This is a genomic window from Desulfosporosinus sp. SYSU MS00001, assembly GCF_049943955.1.
GTDB lineage: Bacteria > Bacillota > Desulfitobacteriia > Desulfitobacteriales > Desulfitobacteriaceae > Desulfosporosinus.
In genome coordinates this window covers 173,821-194,410 of sequence record NZ_JBNFTW010000005.1, presented here as the reverse complement: position 1 = coordinate 194,410, position 20,590 = coordinate 173,821, and the positions used below count along the sequence as shown (strand labels likewise).

The following is a 20,590-nucleotide window of genomic DNA, read 5'->3' as shown; positions in this document are numbered from 1 at the left end:
ACTTCATTCTTTGATGGTGCCGCTAAGCGGCATGAGGGTCTAATATAAAGTAAAGATATTTTTGTGATCTAGTAGTTTTACTTCTCCTCAATAATAATAGTATATTTATCCAGGATTTTGTTCTAAACTTAGGATAAACAGTGCTTAAGTCGAGTTGCTTTTTCCTTTATATAAATAAGTATTATAAATTCAAAAGGGGCCTATTATGACTGAAATAAATAAATACTCCGGAAAAAATTCTGCTCAAAAACCTTTCCTTGGAATAGTAGCTAATAACGGCTATGTAGAATCATATGATTTTGAAACAGCCCAAAAATTCGACTTCCATCATAGCTACGCTTTGTCTCCACTGGGGCAGAGATATTATGACGATGACTATACTCTAAGATTTGTTAAATATGCAGGTGATAATAAATATACACTTGAAGGTAGCCCGGCATTAGATCCGTTTGATAAAGGTTTCAAGCAAATACGCATCTTTGCTCAATATTGTGTTAATGAAGGTGTTTCTCCGGACACTTTCATCGCTGTTGCTGACCATGCTTTAGGAACTCCTTATGAAGGAAAGGTTATAGGGAAACTTGAAGACTGGGCATAAAAAATTCGAGAATAAACGGGTCTAACAACCGTGCGACTGCGCGTTTGTGCAGTTAATTCAGTATAATTTTAAAATAGTGTCTCTAATCACAGCTGATACGTTTTCAAGTAATATTATTACTTCTTTTCTGTCATCGGGCTCTAGAAGCAGTAAGTCGCTGTTCAGTATTGCAGTAAAATCGTCATATCTTTTTTCAAATTTGTTTCTGAGTTTCTTCTGTTGACGTTGTTTTTTTAAGATGCCGGCCTCTCTTTTGAGGTGCTCAATCTGTTGATTAATATTCAACAAAGTGACTTCTTCTTTTTTTAACTCTTTTTTCAATTTGTTAATTTGTCTTAAGGTCAGGTCATAGTCAGTTTGTAACTGCTTGAGGGTTTGCTGAATTTTATCAGGTAAATCTTCATAGTTGATTTTCTTCGGTATATTATCACTAGATGAGACTTTCACCTGTTCAATTGGCTCTTTAATATCGGAACAATTAACAATCATAATTGGGCCTACTGGAATGAATTCATGTTTCCCCGGTCTAATTTTACCCATAGCATCTTGAAGTATAGTAGCAAGATTTTCTAATATTGCACTTGGAATATTATTCGCATTATTTAACGGTTTGTACAAACGGTAGGACACTACAATCCCCTCCTTTTGTACATTCCTATTAAATTGACAGAATGTCCTATTATTCATTTTAACGTGTGGTAGAATAAACCAATCCAAAGCACTAAACTTAGTGTATTCACCCCTAATGAGACAAGTTGTTCATACATTTTACCGTCTGAGTAATACCATAACCGAAATATCGGCTTTCTAGGTTTATCCATATTATATGGCCAAAATAGTCGTACTCCGTTATCTGTAAAACTATCAGCAATTAGGTGCATAAAATAAGGGGCCGAAAACGCTAAGATGGGTGCAAGTATGGGAGGCAACTTGAGACTATTTAAATACCAGTAAAGTAATTTAACCAAACCAGCAAAGAGAACGGATAAAAATGCCCAAATGAAAATACTATGAGTTGGGCCCCGGTGCTCAATATTAAAGTCATTATCATAATCCGGTAATACTGAAGATACGAAAGTTATCGGAATTACGATTAACAGTTGGAATAGTTGATTAATTGTTGTTACAGGCAAAATCAGTAGTATAATAATTGAATAAGAAGTAATGCCGATTGATCTATGTGTTTCAAATCTCACTAATATCACCCCGTAAATTTTATTACAGGGTGGTTTATGATATGAATAAGCTTGCTCTGTCATCCCTTTGTAAACTTCAAGAAATAAAATTTTACTTCAATTGTAACTTCTTGCTGAGTTAATTTAGTGAAAGCTTAAAAATGTTTAAGCCTAATCTGGCAATAAGGGATGGCACGTTTATAGCGTGTCGCCCCTTGATACCCGACTCTATGTGAATTTATTAATTGACGCCCAATGGGTGTCTTTTTTTCTAACCGCATCTAGAAATGGAGGAATATGGAGGACCATATAGAAATATAGAAGTATCTATGTTGCTCTGCCGAGTTTATATGATGGAATAAAAGAACACGGTAAGTATGTCTTTGATTAATGGTATCACTTTAAGGCTCTGAATGCCATATATGTCGGTAGCACGACGCTTCCTAGCAAGTTATTTTTCATCCAAACAAAACTGTCAGCCATATATGCCGGGATTCGTGAGTAAATGCCCTATTGCTGTTATCGGGGATCGTAATAGTTGTGGTCTTAACACTATGGGTAAAAACTTATTCTGATGATCTTAAATAAAAGATTTTAATATAAAGGAAAATAATACAAGTAAGGTGATAGTATGAATAAATCCTCGAGTATCGATGAGATAGCTGAATGTATTATTAATGCAAAAGGAAAGTGTTCATTCCTTGTAGGGGCGGGGTGTTCAGTAACAGCTGGTATCCCCTTGGCAAGTGGATTTGTAAAGCTGATAAAAGATAAATATCGGACACATTACGAAAATGTAGTAGATGAAAAAACCTATTCAAAATGCATGGAAAAATTGTCACATGCGGAAAGAAGGCAACTTATTATTGAACAAGTTAAGGATACAAATATAAATTGGGCACATATTTGCTTAGCTAATTTGTTAAAGAAGAACCATGTTGATAGAATTCTCACGACAAACTTTGATCGTTTATTGATAAGAGCTTTAGCGTTACTTAATGAATTTCCAGCTGTTTATGACTTGGCAGTTTCTAAGATTTTCAATGAATCATTTGTGCCTGAAAAAGCTATTTATTATTTGCATGGTCAATTTGATGGGTTTACATTATTGAATACAGAAGAGGAGTGTAATAGCTACGCCGGGAGATTAAGGCCTGTATTCGAAGAGGCCGGAAGGGGGAGAGTATGGATTATTATTGGTTATAGTGGAGAAAACGATTTGATTCTTGATCAATTATCAAAAGTAGCTACTTTAAACACAAAATTGTTTTGGGTTCTTCACAACGACAAAAAACCAACTAATATGGTATTTGAAAAATTGCTAAATGTAAATCGATACGCTTTTTATATTAACGGCTTTGATGCGGATAGTTTTTTAATAAAATTAGCTCAAAAGATTGGATGTTTTCCCCCCGACTTTGTTAACAAGCCTTTTTCTTATCTAGATGATTCTCTTAGTAGAATAAATAAGTATTTTTTACCCGAATTAGAAGGTGAGATTGATGTATTAGAAACACCTAGAAGAATAATTCAAACTGCAGCAAAAAAGTTTGAAAACAAACTAGAGATAGATAATGCAAATTATCATTTTCTTAAAGCGGATTATGAGACTGTAATTACACTTATATCAGCCCAGCAAGCAAAATCAAATGAAAAATTATCGAATATATTAGCGCTATCTTATATGGAGCTGGGTCTTCAATTATATCAAGAAGGTAACCAGCTTGAGAGAAGTAAGGAAAGAAATTCAAAATTCAATTTAGCTCAAGAAAAATTTGAGCAATCTTTCAATTATATAACTCTATATAATGAGGCTGTCCAGCGTTGGGTAGACATTGCTTATGAAAAACTAAATAATATATCAAATAATGAAGCCGTAATTTCACTTGATAAAATACTAACAAATTTAAGCAAACTTGAAATTCATAAAATTAAAATACTTCTAAATTTTTTATCTAAAGAATTCGCAGTAACAAATAATGAAAAGACAATTCTTATTTGTAATAAACTCATAAATATAATTAAAGAAGAAGAGCCGATCGATTATTGTTTATTGTTAGAGCAATACAACAGGTTAGCTAATTTATATTATAATAGGGGAGATTATAAAAATTCATTAAATTTTTACGAATTGTGTCTGGGAATATCAAAAAAAGGTCATGACAAAAAGGAAGATATAATTGCTAGATATAATTTAGCTTTTAATTATGAAGGTCTGGAAGATTTCGATCTGGCTGAAAAACAGTACAATATTATATTAAAGTGGTTAGAGTCAGAGTCTAACCTTGATATTTCAGATAATTTAATTATAAAAATAACAAATAATATTTTAAGATTTTACTGTGATAGAAGAAAATATTATACAATTGAATCTCTTCTAAACAAGCTTTTAGATGAAGGAGAAAAAGAGAAAGATGAGCAATTTATAGTTAAAATATTATATCTTCAAATAAAAAATTACAAAAATATTGGGCAAATTGATAAGGTTGTTATGTTAAATAATAGATTATCAGAATTGATGATAAGATTAATTCCGGAAATTCTACCAAAAATGAGAATAATGGAATTTTCTAAAAAAATTAAGAACCATTTTGAGCAATATTTATGGTACGCTGATTACGGTTATTATTTAGCGGAATGCCTTATAGAAAAAGAAGATAAACAGAATGCAAAAACAATCATTAGTTGTTCACTTGAAATAGTAAAGCTAATAAATGGTGTAGATGATTCTCTGTATATTAAAATTTCATCGCTACAAAGATTATTGGATTCTTAAGTTGTTTTCGGCCTTAATGACTTTTTCAGGATTAACACAAGTTACGGCTGTGTGTTCCTATGCTAATGTTGGGTTAAAAGGCATGAAGAGTTGTATTTGGATATTCTTTCACAGTATTTGAACAATCAAGCCGTTGCATGTAAATTGATGCAAAAAATTGTCTACGGGTATTACACCAAGCACGCTCGAAGCATTTGGATAAAAACATAAGGCATTATATGTCTTTTGAAATTAGAGATCAAAAAGATGTTTTTAAATTATGCTCTATCCTTGTATGCTTAACTCAACTAGCATTGCTATAAAGATGTGGCAGAGGATCTTATCGAATTGGCGGATTCTTGTTATCCTCAAACGGGCCAAGCTTTGCATATTATGCAGACTATTTACTGACTTTAGTTGGAATGAGGATAAATTCAAAGGAGGTAACCCCTCTGAAAAAAGTATATAAACTGTTACTACTTTTCTGCATTCTAAATTTAGCTGATTAGATAACAACCATACTCGCAATCGGCAAAGGAGCATGGGAAGGAAATCCGATAGCAAATTACTTTATCAACCATGATGCTCTCCAGCATCTCAAATTAGCCGGAATCGGCTTGATTTGTTTAATACTAATTTGTGCGGCAAAAAATTTGCTATAATTAATGCAGGAGGGGGGATATAATGACTGTAATCATCTTATTTGTCGTATCCATGCTATTAAACTATTATATCTATACCGATCCGCAAAAGCGGGGTGTGACCAAGGAATACAAAAGGGTTTTATTCAACCTGTTTATTACATTTGTCGGAGCACTTATCTATCTTTGGAAGCGACCAAAGAAAATGCTGACCACGGCCTATCAGAAACGACCTTGTGGATTTCGAACAAAACATAAAGGGAGAATGGCAATTGCTTCAATCGCCTACATATTCCTTTTTGCGACTACTGTGCTCGCAACAACAACTTCACCAACAGATACTAGTAAGACATCTGTCCCCGTGATAAGTACCGCAAGTAACACTAAAGTGACAGAGACGAAAAGCTCAGATCTTTCAAAGCAGTTGCAACCAGCACGAACAATAAATCCGATATGATACAGCCAACTCAAGTCAATGTCGGAGATAAACTAAAAGTTTCGTATATTGATGTTGGACAGGCTGATTCAATTCTCGTTCAAATTCCCAATGGTAAAAACCTTCTTATTAATACTGGTTAATACTGGGAACAAAGAAGATTATGGAACAATTTCTAGTTACCTGAATAAGCAGGGTGTAAATAAAATTGATACCCTTGTTCTCACGCATATGCACGAAGATCATATAGGATCCTCGCCTGAAATTCTTAAGAATTTCATGATCGGGCAAGTCGTTATGCCGAAAGAATCGGCGAACACACAAGTCTTTAAAGATCTAGTTTCCGTGATGGGAAGCAAGGGCCTCAGTCCCGTCCAAGCGAAGGCGGGATTGAAACTTGATTTTGGAAGTGAATATCAGCGCAACTCTTAGCTCCTAACTCTGCAAGCTATGAAGATGCTAATGACTATTCTGCAGTAATTCACCTAACATACGGGAATAATACCTTTCTCTTTATGGGAGATGCTCAGGCGTAATCTGATTCGGAGATCATCAATGCCGGCTATTTACTTAAAGCTAATGTACTAAAGGTCGGGCACCATGGATCAGACACATCAACGTCACCTGCGTTTTAGCGAAGGTTCAACCGAAATATGCGGTTATCAGTGTCGGGAAAATGCAGGGGCAAACATCGAAAGCGTTCTTGGACATAGCTCGTCGCTTTACTTGCTTGTTTGAGAAGCCTGAAATCATCGAGTTCAAGCAGCGTTACTATGAGGCATCACTGATTCACAAAACACTCAAAGGTGAACTGGTTCGCTCCAAGTCGGAGGTGATTATAGCCAATATGCTCCACGAAGCCCGAATTCCTTACGAATACGAAAAGGAACTATCCCTCGGCGAGGACGGCACACGAATCCCTGATTTCACAATCGACGATGCTGAAAGCGGTATGCTCTATTACTGGGAACACTGCGGCATGATGTCGGACAGGCACTACCTCCAGCGGTGGGAAGAAAAGAAAGCAGTATACGCCAAACACGACATCATAGAAGGCGAAAACCTGATTGTGTCTTACGATGACATGAACGGTAGCATTGACTCTGTGGCGATAAAGGCTCTTATTGAGAAATATTTGCGGTAATAATCTAAACACAGAACGAGGTCGTACCATGATGGATAAACAACAGGCAATTTACTTCGAAGCACTAACCGCTGATGCGATGGAATCCGCAAAGGCACTTGAATCCTTTCGCTTGAGAGGTGTTAAAAATAGCGTGGTCGAGAAATACTCCGACCAGGCACACTTCATATATGAACTGCTCCAAAATGCTAACGATGCGAAGGCAACGTCGGCCCGCTTTGAGTTGTTAAGGGACAGGCTTGTGTTTGCTCATAATGGTATACGCCGCTTTTCGGTTTCTAACCCTGCTACGGAGGCAGAAGACCTTGAACGTGGAACGCTCGGTGACATAAACGCGATTACAGCGGTCGGTGGTTCTAACAAAACTGACGAAGCCACTATAGGCAAATTCGGCGTAGGATTTAAAGCGGTGTTCCAGTACACCGCTACCCCTCACATTTATGACCCGAACGTGTTTTTTAAAATTGAGCGGTTCATTGTTCCCATCCGTCTCGAAGAGGACTATCCGGGCAGACGGGACGGTGAAACTTTGTTTGTCTTCCCATTTGACCACGATAAGCGTAGCGCGGAAGAAGCGTATGCTGACATTTCCGAAAAATTACGCTCTTTAGATTACCCGCTCTTGTTCCTGTCAAATCTAAAGGATATTGAATTCAAGGTTTCTGGTATACTTGGATTATATGGGAAGACCGTCGAGGAACGACATAATTTCAATGGCACAACCGCCGAGTTTATCAGACTTACTCAAAACGACGGGGCAAGCCGAGAAGAACTCTATGACAATTTGCTATGGTTGTTTTCTCGTGATGACGGGAAGGATCATACATATTGTGTCGGTTTTTTCGTTGATGGCGAGGGGCATTTAATCCCCAAAACGCATAGTGCCTTTTGCTTCTTCCCAACGAAGGAAGTTACGGGGTTGAACTTCATTATTCATGCTCCGTTCCTCCTCACAGATAGCCGGGAGGGAATCCGTGCTGGTGTTCAGCACAACCTTGATATGATTTCATTGCTGTCGGAGTTGGCGGCTGACAGTCTTGTTTATCTTAGGGACATAGGACAATCGAAACCCGTACCGCTAATTGATGACAATATCTTTGATATTGTGCCGTATGATGAGAGCGGTTTCAGTGATGTTAATAGTAAGAAAACAATATCGTTCAAACCGTTCTACACAGCAGTAAAAGAGTCTTTTGAAACCGAAGCCATCATACCTACTTTGGAATATGGCTACATGTCTTCCCCAAACGCTTATTGGGGCGGCGTTGATAATAGTCAGTTGGCTGAAGTGTTCTCGAATGACCAATTAGCTTTCTTAACCGAAAATGAAAATGCAAGGTGGGCATTTGCTTCTCTTAGCACTCCGCGAAGTGCTGGTAGAAGCGTGAAGTTCGACTACATACGGGCGGTTGTCGAGAATATTGTCACTGATAACGCCATCATCGATTTGATAAGCAAGGTCTTCATTGAATCACAGAAAATTGAATGGCTACACTCACTGTATAAGTACATTTCGGCAAACGCAGAACGTACTAAGCGTATAAAAACAAAGCCCATTTTTCTCAATTCGGCTGGAAAAGCCGTCGCCGCTTATGATGTCAAAGAACAAGCAATTCTGTTTTTGCCCTTAGATGGTGGAAGTGGCTACACCACCGTTAATGAATCCCTGCTGAAAAATGAGAACACCCTTGAATTTATTAAGCGAATAGGGGTCAGCGAGCCATCCCTGCGAGACGAGATTTATAATATCATTCTCCCGCAATACAAAGATGATGCTTCTGTCTCTACTAAACCGCACTTTAAAAAATTTTTCCAATACTACCTATCTTGTCCCCAGACCACAGTTAAGTCATTCCTCGATTTGCTGCGCGGTCAGAAATTTGTCTTATGCCAATCCAAGGATGACGAAAAGAAGTATCGGGCGGCACCGAGCAGTCTATACTTGCCGTTAGAACCTTTGCCTTTGTGGTTCGCCGTAAAGCCAGCGACACTATTTGTTTGCTTTGATGAATATCTTGAATTGCTTGGAAATGATAAAAAAGAGGAACTCGTCAGGTTTTTCACCGACCTCGGTGTTAAAGATACGCCGAGGATATTACAGCGTACTCTTTCGGAAGAAGAGGCTTGTGCTATTAAGCCACGATGCGATTGGTCTCAACCCGCATATTACAATATGAATACTCGGAAATGGTCTGAGCGGTATATCGATGGGTGTCAAGAAAATATCGAGTGGATTGTCGCAGAGCAAGACGCCAAATTATCTGTGACAATATGGAGCCAGCTACTTAGATTTGTCGAATACGGCGTTTTCAAAGACCGCTATTCGTGGTCACGGGATAGTGTTTTGTTCGGGAAGTACGAGTATTTCTACCGCTCACAACAAACTGAATCATTTGAGTCAAACGAAGCTAAACGCCTCCGCACCCAGCCGTGGCTCCTCAATAGCAACGAAGAATTCGTATCAGCAAGCGAACTGACCGTACAAACCTTAAGCCCGCAATATGATGTGTCGGGCGATGAGTCTCTCGAACTATTCCGGATTTTAGGCATCAAAGAAGAAGTCGATGAATCACCTGACGAGGATGTAGACATTACCTCTTTCGGCGAACAGTTAGGACTGTCAGAGGAAGAGCAACGGAAGGCCTTGTTAGAGTACGCCAAGCGGAAAAAAGCTGAAGAGGACACCGAGGATATGGAACCCGACGATGATGACTCGCCTGATTACGAAGATAGCGGGGATGAAGAAACCCCTGTTATAAGTCGTCCATCAATCAAACGCGTCGGTAAAGAACTCACCAAACGGGCAACATCTGCACCGAAAGAACGCCCATTAGAAAAAGACGATGCTACTGACGATGCACCCTCTGACGAGGACGATTATTCGAAGCCGACCGTAGACATCAGCAAGAAAATTGAGAAAGTAAAAGAACAGGCAGAACGCGAGATACAGGAAATTGCACGGCTTGAGGACTTGAAGCAGCAGGCGCAAGAGGCGGGCACTTATTTCTTCGGCTGGTTCAAAGCATTGCTTGAGCTTGAATCCATGAACAGTGGAGAGAATAACGCAAACAGCCGTCAAATATCAATATCGTTTGCTAAGGTTGAGCGTGAGGTAGGCACATCCAGAACCCTGATTTTGAAGCACCCAAGCCGCTACATTCCGCAGTCGATGGAAGACCTTGCCGATATTCCGCTTGAGTTGCACTTTGCGGGGCAACCAATGGTCAAAGTGGCTGTGGAAGTCGTAAATGTGAAGTCTTATACGCTTCGAGCGAAACTCCGCACTAATGTTCAGATTGACGGCATTGACCTTACGCAAGTCACCGAGGCCCGAATCGAAGCCCGTAATCCTGTGTTCCTAATTGAGGAATTGCGTCAAGCGTTTATCAGACTTGGCGAAGAGAACGGATTCGATGACGATTTCGATATGAAAAGAAATCTCTGCGAGAACATTGAGTTTGTTTTTGGTCCCCCCGGCACGGGCAAAACGACCCACGTCTCCAGGGATATTCTTCTGCCGATGATGCGTTCGGCCCAGGACTTAAAGGTTCTTGTTTTAACACCCACCAACAAGTCAGCGGATGTTCTTGTGCGCAGACTTATGGAGAGCATGGGTTCAAACCAAAGTTATCTGAATTGGCTTGTGCGCTTTGGAGCAACGAACGATAACACCATAGAGCAGAGCGGCGTTTTCCGCGATAAGACATTTGACATTCGCACTTTTCCAAGAAATGTGACAGTCACAACTATTGCCCGTTTCCCCTATGATTATTTTCTGCCGGACGACGGTACACGACTTCATTTGAATGCCTTGAAGTGGGATTACATTATCATCGACGAAGCCTCCATGATACCGCTCGCCAACATAGTCTATCCGCTCTATAAAAAAACACCTGAGAAGTTCATTATCGCTGGTGACCCGTTCCAAATTGAGCCGATTACGACAGTTGACACTTGGAAAAACGAAAATATTTACACGATGGTAGAACTAAAGTCGTTTACCAAGCCTACGACTGTGCCGCACGATTACCATGTCGAACTTCTGACTACCCAATATAGGAGCATTTCCGAAATTGGTGAAGTGTTCAGTCGGTTTGCTTACGGTGGCGTTTTGAAACACTACCGAGCCGCCGGAAGCCAGCGACCGCTTCCAATTGAGGACTTTATCGACCTCAAACCCGTGAACCTTATCAAGTTCCCTGTTAGTAAGTTCGAGAGCATTTACCGACCGAAACGGTTACAGGGCAAGACTCCGTATCAGGTGTATTCTGCTCTGTTTGCCTTTGAGTTTGTAAACTATCTATCTTCGATCATTGAACTGGTCAAAGGCGATGAGGAATTCCGTATCGGGCTAATTGCACCGTACCGCGCTCAGGCTGACTTGATTGACAAGCTGATGACTTCGTCTGTTCTGCCCCAAAATATCGATGTTCAAGTCGGCACAATCCACGGCTTCCAAGGCGACGAATGCGACATCATTATTGCTCTTTTCAATCCACCACCGAAAATTTCCACGCACAAAGATATGTTCCTAAATAAGCTGAACATCGTCAATGTATCAATAAGTCGAGCGAGGGATTATCTGATTATTCTTATGCCTGACGATGAAACTGAAAATGTCGATAACCTTACGCTTATCAAAAAAGTCGAGAGGCTGTGTAAAGAACAGCCGATGTGGAGCGAACAACTATCGCCATTTATCGAAGAAATAATGTTCGGAAGCAAAACCTACCTTGAGGACAATTCGTTCTCCACAAGTCATCAGCTAGTGAATGTGTACGGAAAGCCAGAAAAGCGGTATGAAGTCCGCAGCGAGGATAACGCCGTAGACGTACAGATTCACGAATAAAATATATAAAAAGCCCGTGAGCGTAATCAGAATCAGGCGTTTAACTGGCTTTTAGGGTTTCGTCCATAAGGGCGTGTCTACATCAGTATAAACGCCTTACGGACTCTTTGGAAAGGTGAACCAGTCCGTGGTAAGTTTGGTAATGGCTCAGGTTTTGAGCATCATTTTTATATATTCAATAAAATAACAAGGAAAATGGGTGCTCCTTTAGACTCGGGGTTAAGAACAAAGGGCTGAGAATCATGACAGAAGCTAAATTGCTGGTCAAAAAAGGGATAATCCGAAACACTTATTTTAATAAACACACCATTGAATATACGATATGTGTTGGGTGTGAAATTGGCTATACAACTATAGTATATTAAAGCTGCCAATGGAGGAGAAAAACTCCTCTAATTGGCAGTCTGCTTTTTGTTATCTTTTTCCTGAGCAGATAGTGAATAACCCAAATATGTCCATATGATATGGTATAATTTAGATGTTGGAAGGAGATGCTGCCGAAAAATGTTTACCAATTACAACACGTAAAATAAATTGTAAAATTTAATGATATTGATTTTAGTGAGATTTATACGTATCAGCACTTTTATAGGTTACAGTAATCGAAGTGAGGTACCAACGAAATGGAAGAACTTAAATTGTTTTGTCCTGTTTTAAAGGCAAAAATAAATATAAATTGTGCAACGCTTGATGATGTCGGGCAGTTTACAAAATTTATTTTGTGGGCAATTGGAAATGGTTATAATTTGAGTGAAATAGACCGGGTTATTGAACTGGGAGAATATGTTGTTCTTGAAGAGGTTATTTATCTATGCAAAATTGGATTTGTTATAGAAAACAACAATACATATTCGTTAAGTGAAAATGGAGTTACTTATTTAAGGTTAATTGATACTTTAGAAAATGTAAATTCTCTAGATATATTGGTTCATATTAATTGCTTTACGGGTGAAGTTCAGAAATTCAATGAACATAATTATGATAAAAATTCGCTCAACGAGGAGATACAAAAATTGCCAGAGATAGTATCGAGAAAATTCTTTTTCAATAAAAACTATGCAAATTCAAGAGAATTCTTATTTGAGAATTACAGTGAACTTTTTCAAGATTTAAGCGAGACACATAAAGAGTCAATTTATATAGAAATTGAAAGTGACAAAGAGACAAAATACATTATTTATGAATTAAACCAGGTGCCAAGCGCAGACTTCGATTATAGTAATGAAACTATAATTGGACCCACTTTATTATTTAAAAGACCAATAAAAAAATTCAGTTACAGTATGAAAGATGAAAGGTTAGAAAACTACAGAAATGTTCTGTCAACATTAGCTATGCTAGAAAAATTTGATGAAGAGCTTTTGTCTTATAAATCACACAATTTGATTCTTATGGAGGATGAGGAAAAGAAAATAAACAAGGGTAATACAGTAATATTTGTTGACGCGTTCAAGGGTGAAATAGTTACTTCGGTAACAAATAATTATATTAAACAACGAAAGACAATAATTCAGCTTCCCGAATATCAATACGACATTAGTGAGGAAATTGTTCGTGAACAATTGGAAGTTGATAATAATCACTATATTATTTCTGAACCAACGATAGAAACAACAACTGTTTTCCAGTTGGCTCCGTTTAACTTGTTTATCGAAAAGAAGGAGAATGCAGATGAAGAGTGCAGCTGCTTTTAAGTTCATTGGCAAGTTATCAACTGATGTTATGCGATGTACGATGAATATAAACTCTGGAAATGTTGTTTGTGCTTGTATAGATGCTGGAATAGCATTAATTGATATGACATCAAGCATTATTTCATATTCAAGCGAATGTAAAAGAACAAGTATTCTACGACATCAAATTTATGAAAGTAAAGCTCTGTTAGATCTGACGGTAGAACAGCACCGAAGGGCTGCAGAACTTGAGATTCAGAATAAAAATCAACTACTGCTAAGTGGGCTTCAAAAGTTAAAATTAGAATTGTCGAAAGAATATGAGGCTATTTGTTTAAATATAGAAAGCCAGAAGAATCAATTAATCCAAAGTATAGAGTTTGAGCGGAAACGAAATCAAATTGTTGACAATGTTAGACTAATGATCAAAGATACATTAACTATATCTGCAGATACTCTTGAAATCTTGAATAAGGATCATAATAGAAATAAGTTTCATATTGCAAGTTTAGAAGAACAAATACGATTATCTACAGCTCAGTACTCTAAAATGATTAAATTATGTTGCTAAAGGAGAGAACGACATGGCTAAATCAATAAGAAAACCTACAACCTCTTCAAAGAAAAGAACACCGAAGGGCAAGACCCCAGAAAAAGATGTAGATGTATTAGGAATTGTAGGGGCAGGTATAGATGCTGTAAATAGTGTAACGAACATAATTAAAACTATCGGAGATGAAAGAAGAAAAACGGAAGAACTAAAATTAGAAGGTGTTAAGATCAAGGCGGAAATCAATGATAAAATAAGTCAAAGAGAAAATGAGACGGCAAGGATTCTTAAACAATATGAAGTGGATTTAAAGGAAATAGAAAAAGCAATTAAGAAAATAGAAACAGAATCAAGTGAAAATATTAAGAGGATAGAACTTGAAATGGAACAAAGCAAACAACAACACGAATTTCGAATGAAGGGTTTATCAATTATTGAGAAGATTGTAGATGTTGCCCTGGAACAATACCGATTTTATAAAAATGATGTAATCATTTTTGGTGGAAATAATTCATATGTGGTTAACATTGACCTATTAAACACTATGAATGGTACAATACAAGGATTAACGGCAACTATTGCGCAAGCAAATATAGGAGGATTATTGACTACATACGAAGAGGAGTAAAGTTATGTTAGGAGCAATTTTTGCCATTGCAGCTGGAGTTACTATTGGTGCGGGGATTATTGGATTCATTTGTGACGAATTGTCAGAATCAGAACGAGAAAAACAAAGAGAAATGAATTATGAATATGAACGATATGAAAGGTCAAGATATGAAGATATTGATAAAACAAACGAGTATAAAGCCCGCAGGATTGAACAACTGAACAACCACTATGATGATGAGGCTGAAAGGTTATATAATGCGCACTATCAGGTGCTAATTCATAAGCGGCAGGAACTTTTAGATTATTTCAGGGTCAGTGTAAACGAGAGGATAGAAGAAAAAAGCAAGTTATTAGAAGAGATTAATAGTACATTGAAACTAGTTTTTAAATCGAAAACTGCACAAAGCACCATGCTTAGGATAAATGCTTTAGAACAGTTGATTCGTGAGTTGCAAGAAGCAAAGGAAAAACTAAGAGCGTATATTATTTACTTGAAAAAATATGAGAAGAATCTTAAGTTTTTCGTTTCTCCAGAAGTAGATCCTCCGAAGCCTTTTGAATTTATATTACCAGCAGAGTTTATATATAGAGGGAAGCTTGTTTTTTGGAAAAAATCAGATATACAAGCAAATGGTAAAGTTTCAATCGACAGTATCGGTGATATAAAGTATAACTTTACAGAATTTGATTTTATAAAAGAGTGCAATGATAACGCACTAATCCCGCTGATGGGTGGTAATTTTAATCCTACTACTTATGAGATTGAAGTATCAGCAAAAAAAGGTGAATTTAAGAATACGGTAATAAATAACCCGAGGATTGGTATTAAAGCAGAAGTTATTAAATACTCTGACAGAGGAGAAATAGAGCTAGATTATAGTAATGCTTTACCTTTGATGTTGCCAAAAAGAAATCTAGAAAACCCTAAACGTACTCCCCCAATTGGTGCCTATCTGCGTGTGTTCCCTACAAAATGGGACTTTTCATTGACTGGTAAATTAGTTGAAGTTAGCGAACGGCCTGCTGATAGTCTTATGAATTATAACTTTGAGGATATTCCCGTAGTATTTGTAGAGAGCAAGTGGAGCGAATTTGAAGAGTATTTAAATAAAAATGGTTTGCTTGAAAACGAAAGTGAGTGGAAAATCGCACCTTTTGATGAAACAGAAATTCCAAATATAAGAAAGGTTAAGTTTCAGTTGGGAACTGAGCTTGTCTTTTTAGCAAATGTAGAAACAGAAATTAATAGAGCATTTTTTACTTATGAAAGCATCCTAGATTTAAGCTACTCGGTGAAGCCGGATGATATTTTTATTGCAATCGATTGCACATTAAATGTTGTACTTGATACAGACATGCATGAACTAGATAGTAAAACATATGAAAATATGAGTAATCTATCAATAATGGTTTTCAGTGAATTCAAATTACAGCATCAAACAAAAATAAGTCAAAGTGGCATGCAATATTTTAATAAATGGTCAGAAATAACTGACAAACTAATTACATACCTGTATAAAGGAAGAAGTATAGAAGTTGATATAGAAAGTGTTGAAAGAGAAGATTATTACGATCGAAAAATTGATGATATTGCTTACAGGGTTTATTTTAGTGATCCAGAGTTAATATCAGATTATATTGATAAGGTATATACGCAAGCTTTTAAGCCGAGCAGTGTTCAGTTTTTTATTGAAATTAGCCTCGGGGAGTATGCATTTGTAGAAATTAATCCTGATTGTGAATCAATGCGCGTGTACGGAAAAGGCGTAGATGAGTTTTTCCAAAACCCTCAATCAAGTATACGTATATTCAATAAAAATTTTTGCTATGCTGAATATCAGCAAAGTGCAGCTCTACATTCATTTAGAGTTGGAAAGTTGGCAAATCAGTACTTGCAAATCTGTGCCCTAGATAGCAAAAACATAGTAGAAGAAATTCAACCTTTTGAAATTGAAAATTTCTTTAATGAAAAGCTGCCTGAAGACGTATCTCAAAAGGCTGCTGTAGAAAAGGTGCTTTCGGAAAAAAATATTTTCATGATTCAGGGACCACCGGGGACGGGGAAAACTACTGTAATAAGAGAAATAATAATGCAATATATAGCCCAAAATGAATTCTGCAACATATTGGTTGTATCACAAGCAAATGTAGCTGTAGATAATGTTTTAAAAGGATTCGTAGGTAAAATTCCCGAAAAACTTGTTCGTTGCGGACTAGCAGATAAAATTGACGAGGATATTAAACATATAAGTTTTGAAAGTAAATATCAGAGCTATATAAATAAAATAATGCGTAAGAAGCAAGAAAATTGCGATAAAACTATGTTGAATCGATGGTTGAAAATTGTTGATTCCGAAAATGGTTATAACCCGGATATAGGTGAACTTATAATGAAAGGTCATAGGATTGTTGGGACAACCTGTGTTGGCTTGGCGAAAAAAAGAATTGGGCTTGACAGGATGAACTTTGATTTAGTAATTATTGATGAAGCGGGAAAAGCATTACCGGCTGAAATACTTATCCCATATGTAAAAGCAAAAAAAGTAGTTTTAATAGGAGACCATAAACAATTACCACCTACTGTAAATACGGCACTTTTTGATGAGAGTAAAATAGAAATAGATGATCGTGATGTCTATGAGGATCAACTTTTTAATGAAAGCTTTTTTTATAGAATGTTTGAAAATGCTCCTGAGACAAACAAATGTATGCTTTCTACCCAGTATAGAATGCCTGCGGTTATTGGAAGTTTGGTTAGTAAACTGTTTTATAAAAGTGAAATCATCAATGGAAGTATAACAGAAAGTAAAAAGTCGTTCTACTTTGAATCTAACTTAAACTTAATTGATATGTCAAATGATAAAGAATATAAGGAAGATATTAAGAATTCGGTTTCAGTAATTAATGCAAGGGAGGCTGAATTTGTTTGTGTACTTATATCGGACATCAGAAAACGTGTTAGTGCCGATAGGGCAAGAATCGCTGTTATAACTCCATATAAAGGGCAAAAGCGTATCATAATCAGAGCAATGCTTAATAATGGAATAGACTTATCGAGTACTAATGTGGATGTTAATACCGTAGATGCATTTCAAGGTGACGAGGCCGAAATTGTAATTTATTGCACAACAAGATCGGTTAAACCTACTAAATACTTTTCTGATTACAGGAGGATTAATGTTGCATTATCCAGAGCAAAAAACGAATTAATTATCATTGGCTCACAAAAATATTTTTATAAATTTAAAGACAAATATAATGTTTTATCGCAAATAGCAGACTATATAAAAGTTTACGGGCAAATAATAAACCCTAAAATAATCGCGACTACTGCTTTTGAAAAAACCGAAGACCTTTTCGATGTAATTCCTATTGACTCTATAATAATAAGAGAGGAATTCCTGCAGACACCACCAAAAAGAGTAAAAATTGAAAGTGTGAAGGAGTATTTTTATAACCATGGGGAATTAGATAAAGTAGTTGTTGTTTGTCCTGAAGGGGATAAATATGTCTTGGTTGATAAGTACCTAAGATTTGTTGTCGCCAAAGAACTTGGCTTATCTGAGGTAAAAGTGAAAATTGCATCACAAAATTAAACGGTGTTTAGCAGATGTATTTCTCCCTCATACCGAAGAGGCCTTTAAATCTTCCGATATCGGAGCAATTTACAGCATTGAATAATTTGGTTTTACTTAAAAATTTTATCAGTCGAGAGGGTGCTTGACCTTTGGCAATTTTATCAGAGGCAGTAAAATCTTTTCTAAGAAGTAAAGAATCAAAAATATTGGGCAAAGAAACAGCGGTTAAAAACTTATTTATTTTAGATAAGGATAAAAAGAAATCAGAAGAGGACAAAAAAACGAGCCCTACTAAAAAAGAGGCTCGTTCATATGCCTTACTCGAACAAAAAGACGTTGAATATGGTCAGTTCGATTTATCAAAAGATGACCCTGATAAAATGGATGCTGCTATAAACGCTAGTATTAAGGCTTACCCAAAGGACAAAACGTTCGCAATAAAAGTCTTTAAGAGTTTTCTAGGCTTCCTTGAAAAAAAATACGGGTTCAAGGCCGACATTAAATTTCAACTAGACTTCCCATCCGATTTTGACCGGCAGATGCACATCGTGAAAGAATTGCATGAACGGGGAAGGGGAGTAGAGTATTTCTTCGAGACTTCGAGACACTATGTTACAACAATACAACCATCGAAAAAGACCTCAAAAAGCTTAGAGGAGGAATAAGCATTTTAGGTCAACGGGTAAAAATCAATGGAATTACCCGAAAGAAAAAGGTTATAGAATTAAGTTCATCAGTTCATCCGTTATTTTTAACACCTAATTTAACCCAGGTTGTTGTTATCCTCCGGGGACTTGAAGAAATGGCCAAGAGCGATGTCTATCATCAATATGCCGTTCGGCTAGCGGCCAACATTTGGAGGCAATTGTCCGACTATGGTAGAAGAAGGATCATTGAGGTATCGGATAGTCTTTCACTTAATAAGGATTGGTTTGAGCAACTAGAGGAAGCTTCCTCTAAAGATCTGTTTTATTCAGAAATGGAGTGTTCCTATCCAGAAAGAGGTGGAAATGTTCTCGATTTTCTTAAGAACTCGAAGGAGTGTTGTATCGAATATGTTGATTCAGAAGGAAACACAAAAAAACTGACAAAATGTAAAATTAAAGGGTTAAACCATGATAATGACACTGTTACAGTGCTGTGTGATGGTGAAAGTCAACTCATTGAAATTAGTAAGGTTCTGAGATGTGATCCTCCCGAACACTTCTATTAGAATAAATACGAAAAAATTGTAGCTGAGCTACAATGAATCCTCCTGAACAATCTTTTAGAATTGTATTAACGACGGAGACATCCGGAAAACATTCTAAAAATTAAAGGGGGATTTTTATTATGGCAAAGCGTAAAAGCTCGAAGAAATTGTATTTCGCTTATGGTTCTTGTATGGATTACGAGGGGAGAGTGACAACGGACGGATATGCTGATGATTTTTCTTTTCAAGGGATAGCCCAACTGAATGACTATGAATTTCGACTTAACAAAATCGCCTCCGATCAAATGCATGCTTACGCCAACATTCGGAAGAAGAGCAGCAGCGTGGTATATGGTTATTTGTTTGAAATCAGCAACAGGGCTGAAATCTATTTGGATCGACGTGAAGGTTATCCAAGCCACTACACGAAGAAATCTGTAACAGTTTATCTTGATGGCAAAGAGTACACAAATGTACTTGTTTATGTCGCTAAGTCAAACCGCGTTTGCCAGGTACAGTTACCGGTATCTTCATCCTATTTCCATGAATTGCTCAGAGGCAGCGAACAACTGCCGGAACCATATCGAACAAACTTCCGTTCATATTTAAAGGATTGTTACAGAGGCCAACTATATCATTACAGTGATGAGAACACGGCATTTATCCAGTCCAATCCAGAGTTTTATTCATTAACAAGAGACATGACCTTGTTTCTCGGAAATGACAACCAACTAGCGGAGAACATGCAGATAAGTCCTGAGATGTTTCGCATCATGGTAAAACTCACCGAGATGGCCTTTAGGAATGAATTAGACCTTGGGCACCTGATTCCACGGGAATTATTAAAAAAGTTGAACCATGAATTTCAATCTAAAAAGGAACTATTAAATAGTTAAGATGGTTGTCAGCTTTTAATCGCTAAAAGATAATAAAGGAGTGGCTGAAAATATGAACAATATTTTTGTATACGGTACTCTTTTGTCTGGCCGAGTTAATCATCCCCGATTTCTTAAGGATCAACAATTTCTGGGGAGTGCCATTTTAGAAGGCTATAATTTATATAACATAGGCTGGTTTCCAGGTGCCATTAAAAGTGGGAAAAGCGACGATAAAGTTCGGGGGGAAGTCTACAGAATTGATGATAATACCTTAAGGCGAATTGACTTTCTTGAAGATAACGGTGAATTATATCTACGAAGATATGAAAAAGTTAAGATGATTGATGGTTCAACCTTAGAGGCATTCGTATACGAGTTTCAAAAAGAAGTTCAGGAAGAAAACATGGTCTCCTATCTGAATCAACCATGGAATTAATGTTATCAAATGTTTTATTAATCCAAAGTTTTGTCTGTTCAATCATTTATACTTATTCTATAAATGAAAATGA

Annotated in this window: 16 protein-coding genes; 14 read left to right on the top strand and 2 right to left on the bottom strand. The window is 37.1% G+C overall.

The window, feature by feature from the left end; translation table 11 throughout:
* The first annotated feature begins 205 nt into the window (after nt 1-205).
* Entirely contained in the window at nt 206-598 is a 393-nt protein-coding gene (locus ACPUYX_RS11240; protein WP_426379752.1) for a hypothetical protein, read from the top strand.
* A gap of 57 nt (nt 599-655) precedes the next feature.
* Here ACPUYX_RS11240 and ACPUYX_RS11235 read toward each other — a convergent pair whose 3' ends face one another.
* A complete protein-coding gene (locus ACPUYX_RS11235) occupies nt 656-1,228 on the bottom strand; it encodes a hypothetical protein (protein WP_426379751.1) in 573 nt (190 codons plus the stop codon).
* 53 nt (nt 1,229-1,281) lie between these two features.
* Nucleotides 1,282-1,857: a metal-dependent hydrolase gene (locus ACPUYX_RS11230; protein WP_426379750.1), complete on the bottom strand. Its 576-nt coding sequence runs from the start codon at nt 1,855-1,857 to the stop codon at nt 1,282-1,284.
* 547 nt (nt 1,858-2,404) lie between these two features.
* On the opposite strand from ACPUYX_RS11230, the gene ACPUYX_RS11225 reads away from it, so the two are divergent.
* From ACPUYX_RS11225 to ACPUYX_RS11165, 13 genes are all read left to right on the top strand, one after another.
* Complete coding sequence (locus tag ACPUYX_RS11225; protein ID WP_426379749.1) at nt 2,405-4,549, top strand: SIR2 family protein; 2,145 nt, start codon at nt 2,405-2,407, stop codon at nt 4,547-4,549.
* 663 nt (nt 4,550-5,212) lie between these two features.
* The gene (locus ACPUYX_RS11220; protein WP_426379748.1) at nt 5,213-5,626 is read left to right on the top strand and encodes a hypothetical protein; all 414 of its coding nucleotides are present in this window, start codon (nt 5,213-5,215) and stop codon (nt 5,624-5,626) included.
* A 51-nt stretch (nt 5,627-5,677) separates the two neighbouring features.
* On the top strand, nt 5,678-6,037 hold the full coding sequence (locus tag ACPUYX_RS11215) for an MBL fold metallo-hydrolase (RefSeq protein ID WP_426379747.1): 360 nt from the start codon (nt 5,678-5,680) through the stop codon (nt 6,035-6,037).
* A 244-nt stretch (nt 6,038-6,281) separates the two neighbouring features.
* Nucleotides 6,282-6,749 (top strand): hypothetical protein, encoded by a 468-nt coding sequence (locus ACPUYX_RS11210; protein ID WP_426379746.1) that lies wholly within the window; start codon nt 6,282-6,284, stop codon nt 6,747-6,749.
* Nucleotides 6,750-6,777: 28 nt separating this feature from the next.
* Entirely contained in the window at nt 6,778-11,598 is a 4,821-nt protein-coding gene (locus tag ACPUYX_RS11205) for a DEAD/DEAH box helicase (protein ID WP_426379745.1), read from the top strand.
* A gap of 623 nt (nt 11,599-12,221) precedes the next feature.
* A complete protein-coding gene (locus ACPUYX_RS11200; protein WP_426379744.1) occupies nt 12,222-13,292 on the top strand; it encodes a hypothetical protein in 1,071 nt (356 codons plus the stop codon).
* Nucleotides 13,270-13,842 (top strand): hypothetical protein, encoded by a 573-nt coding sequence (locus ACPUYX_RS11195; protein ID WP_426379743.1) that lies wholly within the window; start codon nt 13,270-13,272, stop codon nt 13,840-13,842. Before ACPUYX_RS11200 ends, ACPUYX_RS11195 begins: the two co-directional genes overlap by 23 nt.
* 13 nt (nt 13,843-13,855) lie before the next feature.
* Nucleotides 13,856-14,449, top strand: coding sequence for a hypothetical protein (locus ACPUYX_RS11190; protein WP_426379742.1), 594 nt, complete (start codon nt 13,856-13,858; stop codon nt 14,447-14,449).
* 4 nt (nt 14,450-14,453) lie between these two features.
* Nucleotides 14,454-18,029 (top strand): AAA domain-containing protein, encoded by a 3,576-nt coding sequence (locus tag ACPUYX_RS11185; RefSeq protein WP_426379741.1) that lies wholly within the window; start codon nt 14,454-14,456, stop codon nt 18,027-18,029.
* Nucleotides 18,030-18,160: 131 nt separating this feature from the next.
* Complete coding sequence (locus tag ACPUYX_RS11180) at nt 18,161-18,676, top strand: hypothetical protein (RefSeq protein ID WP_426379740.1); 516 nt, start codon at nt 18,161-18,163, stop codon at nt 18,674-18,676.
* Nucleotides 18,677-18,813: 137 nt separating this feature from the next.
* The gene (locus ACPUYX_RS11175) at nt 18,814-19,224 is read left to right on the top strand and encodes a hypothetical protein (protein ID WP_426379739.1); all 411 of its coding nucleotides are present in this window, start codon (nt 18,814-18,816) and stop codon (nt 19,222-19,224) included.
* Nucleotides 19,225-19,343: 119 nt separating this feature from the next.
* Nucleotides 19,344-20,099: a gamma-glutamylcyclotransferase family protein gene (locus tag ACPUYX_RS11170; RefSeq protein ID WP_426379738.1), complete on the top strand. Its 756-nt coding sequence runs from the start codon at nt 19,344-19,346 to the stop codon at nt 20,097-20,099.
* 52 nt (nt 20,100-20,151) lie between these two features.
* The gene (locus tag ACPUYX_RS11165) at nt 20,152-20,517 is read left to right on the top strand and encodes a gamma-glutamylcyclotransferase family protein (RefSeq protein WP_426379737.1); all 366 of its coding nucleotides are present in this window, start codon (nt 20,152-20,154) and stop codon (nt 20,515-20,517) included.
* The last annotated feature ends 73 nt before the right edge of the window (nt 20,518-20,590 follow it).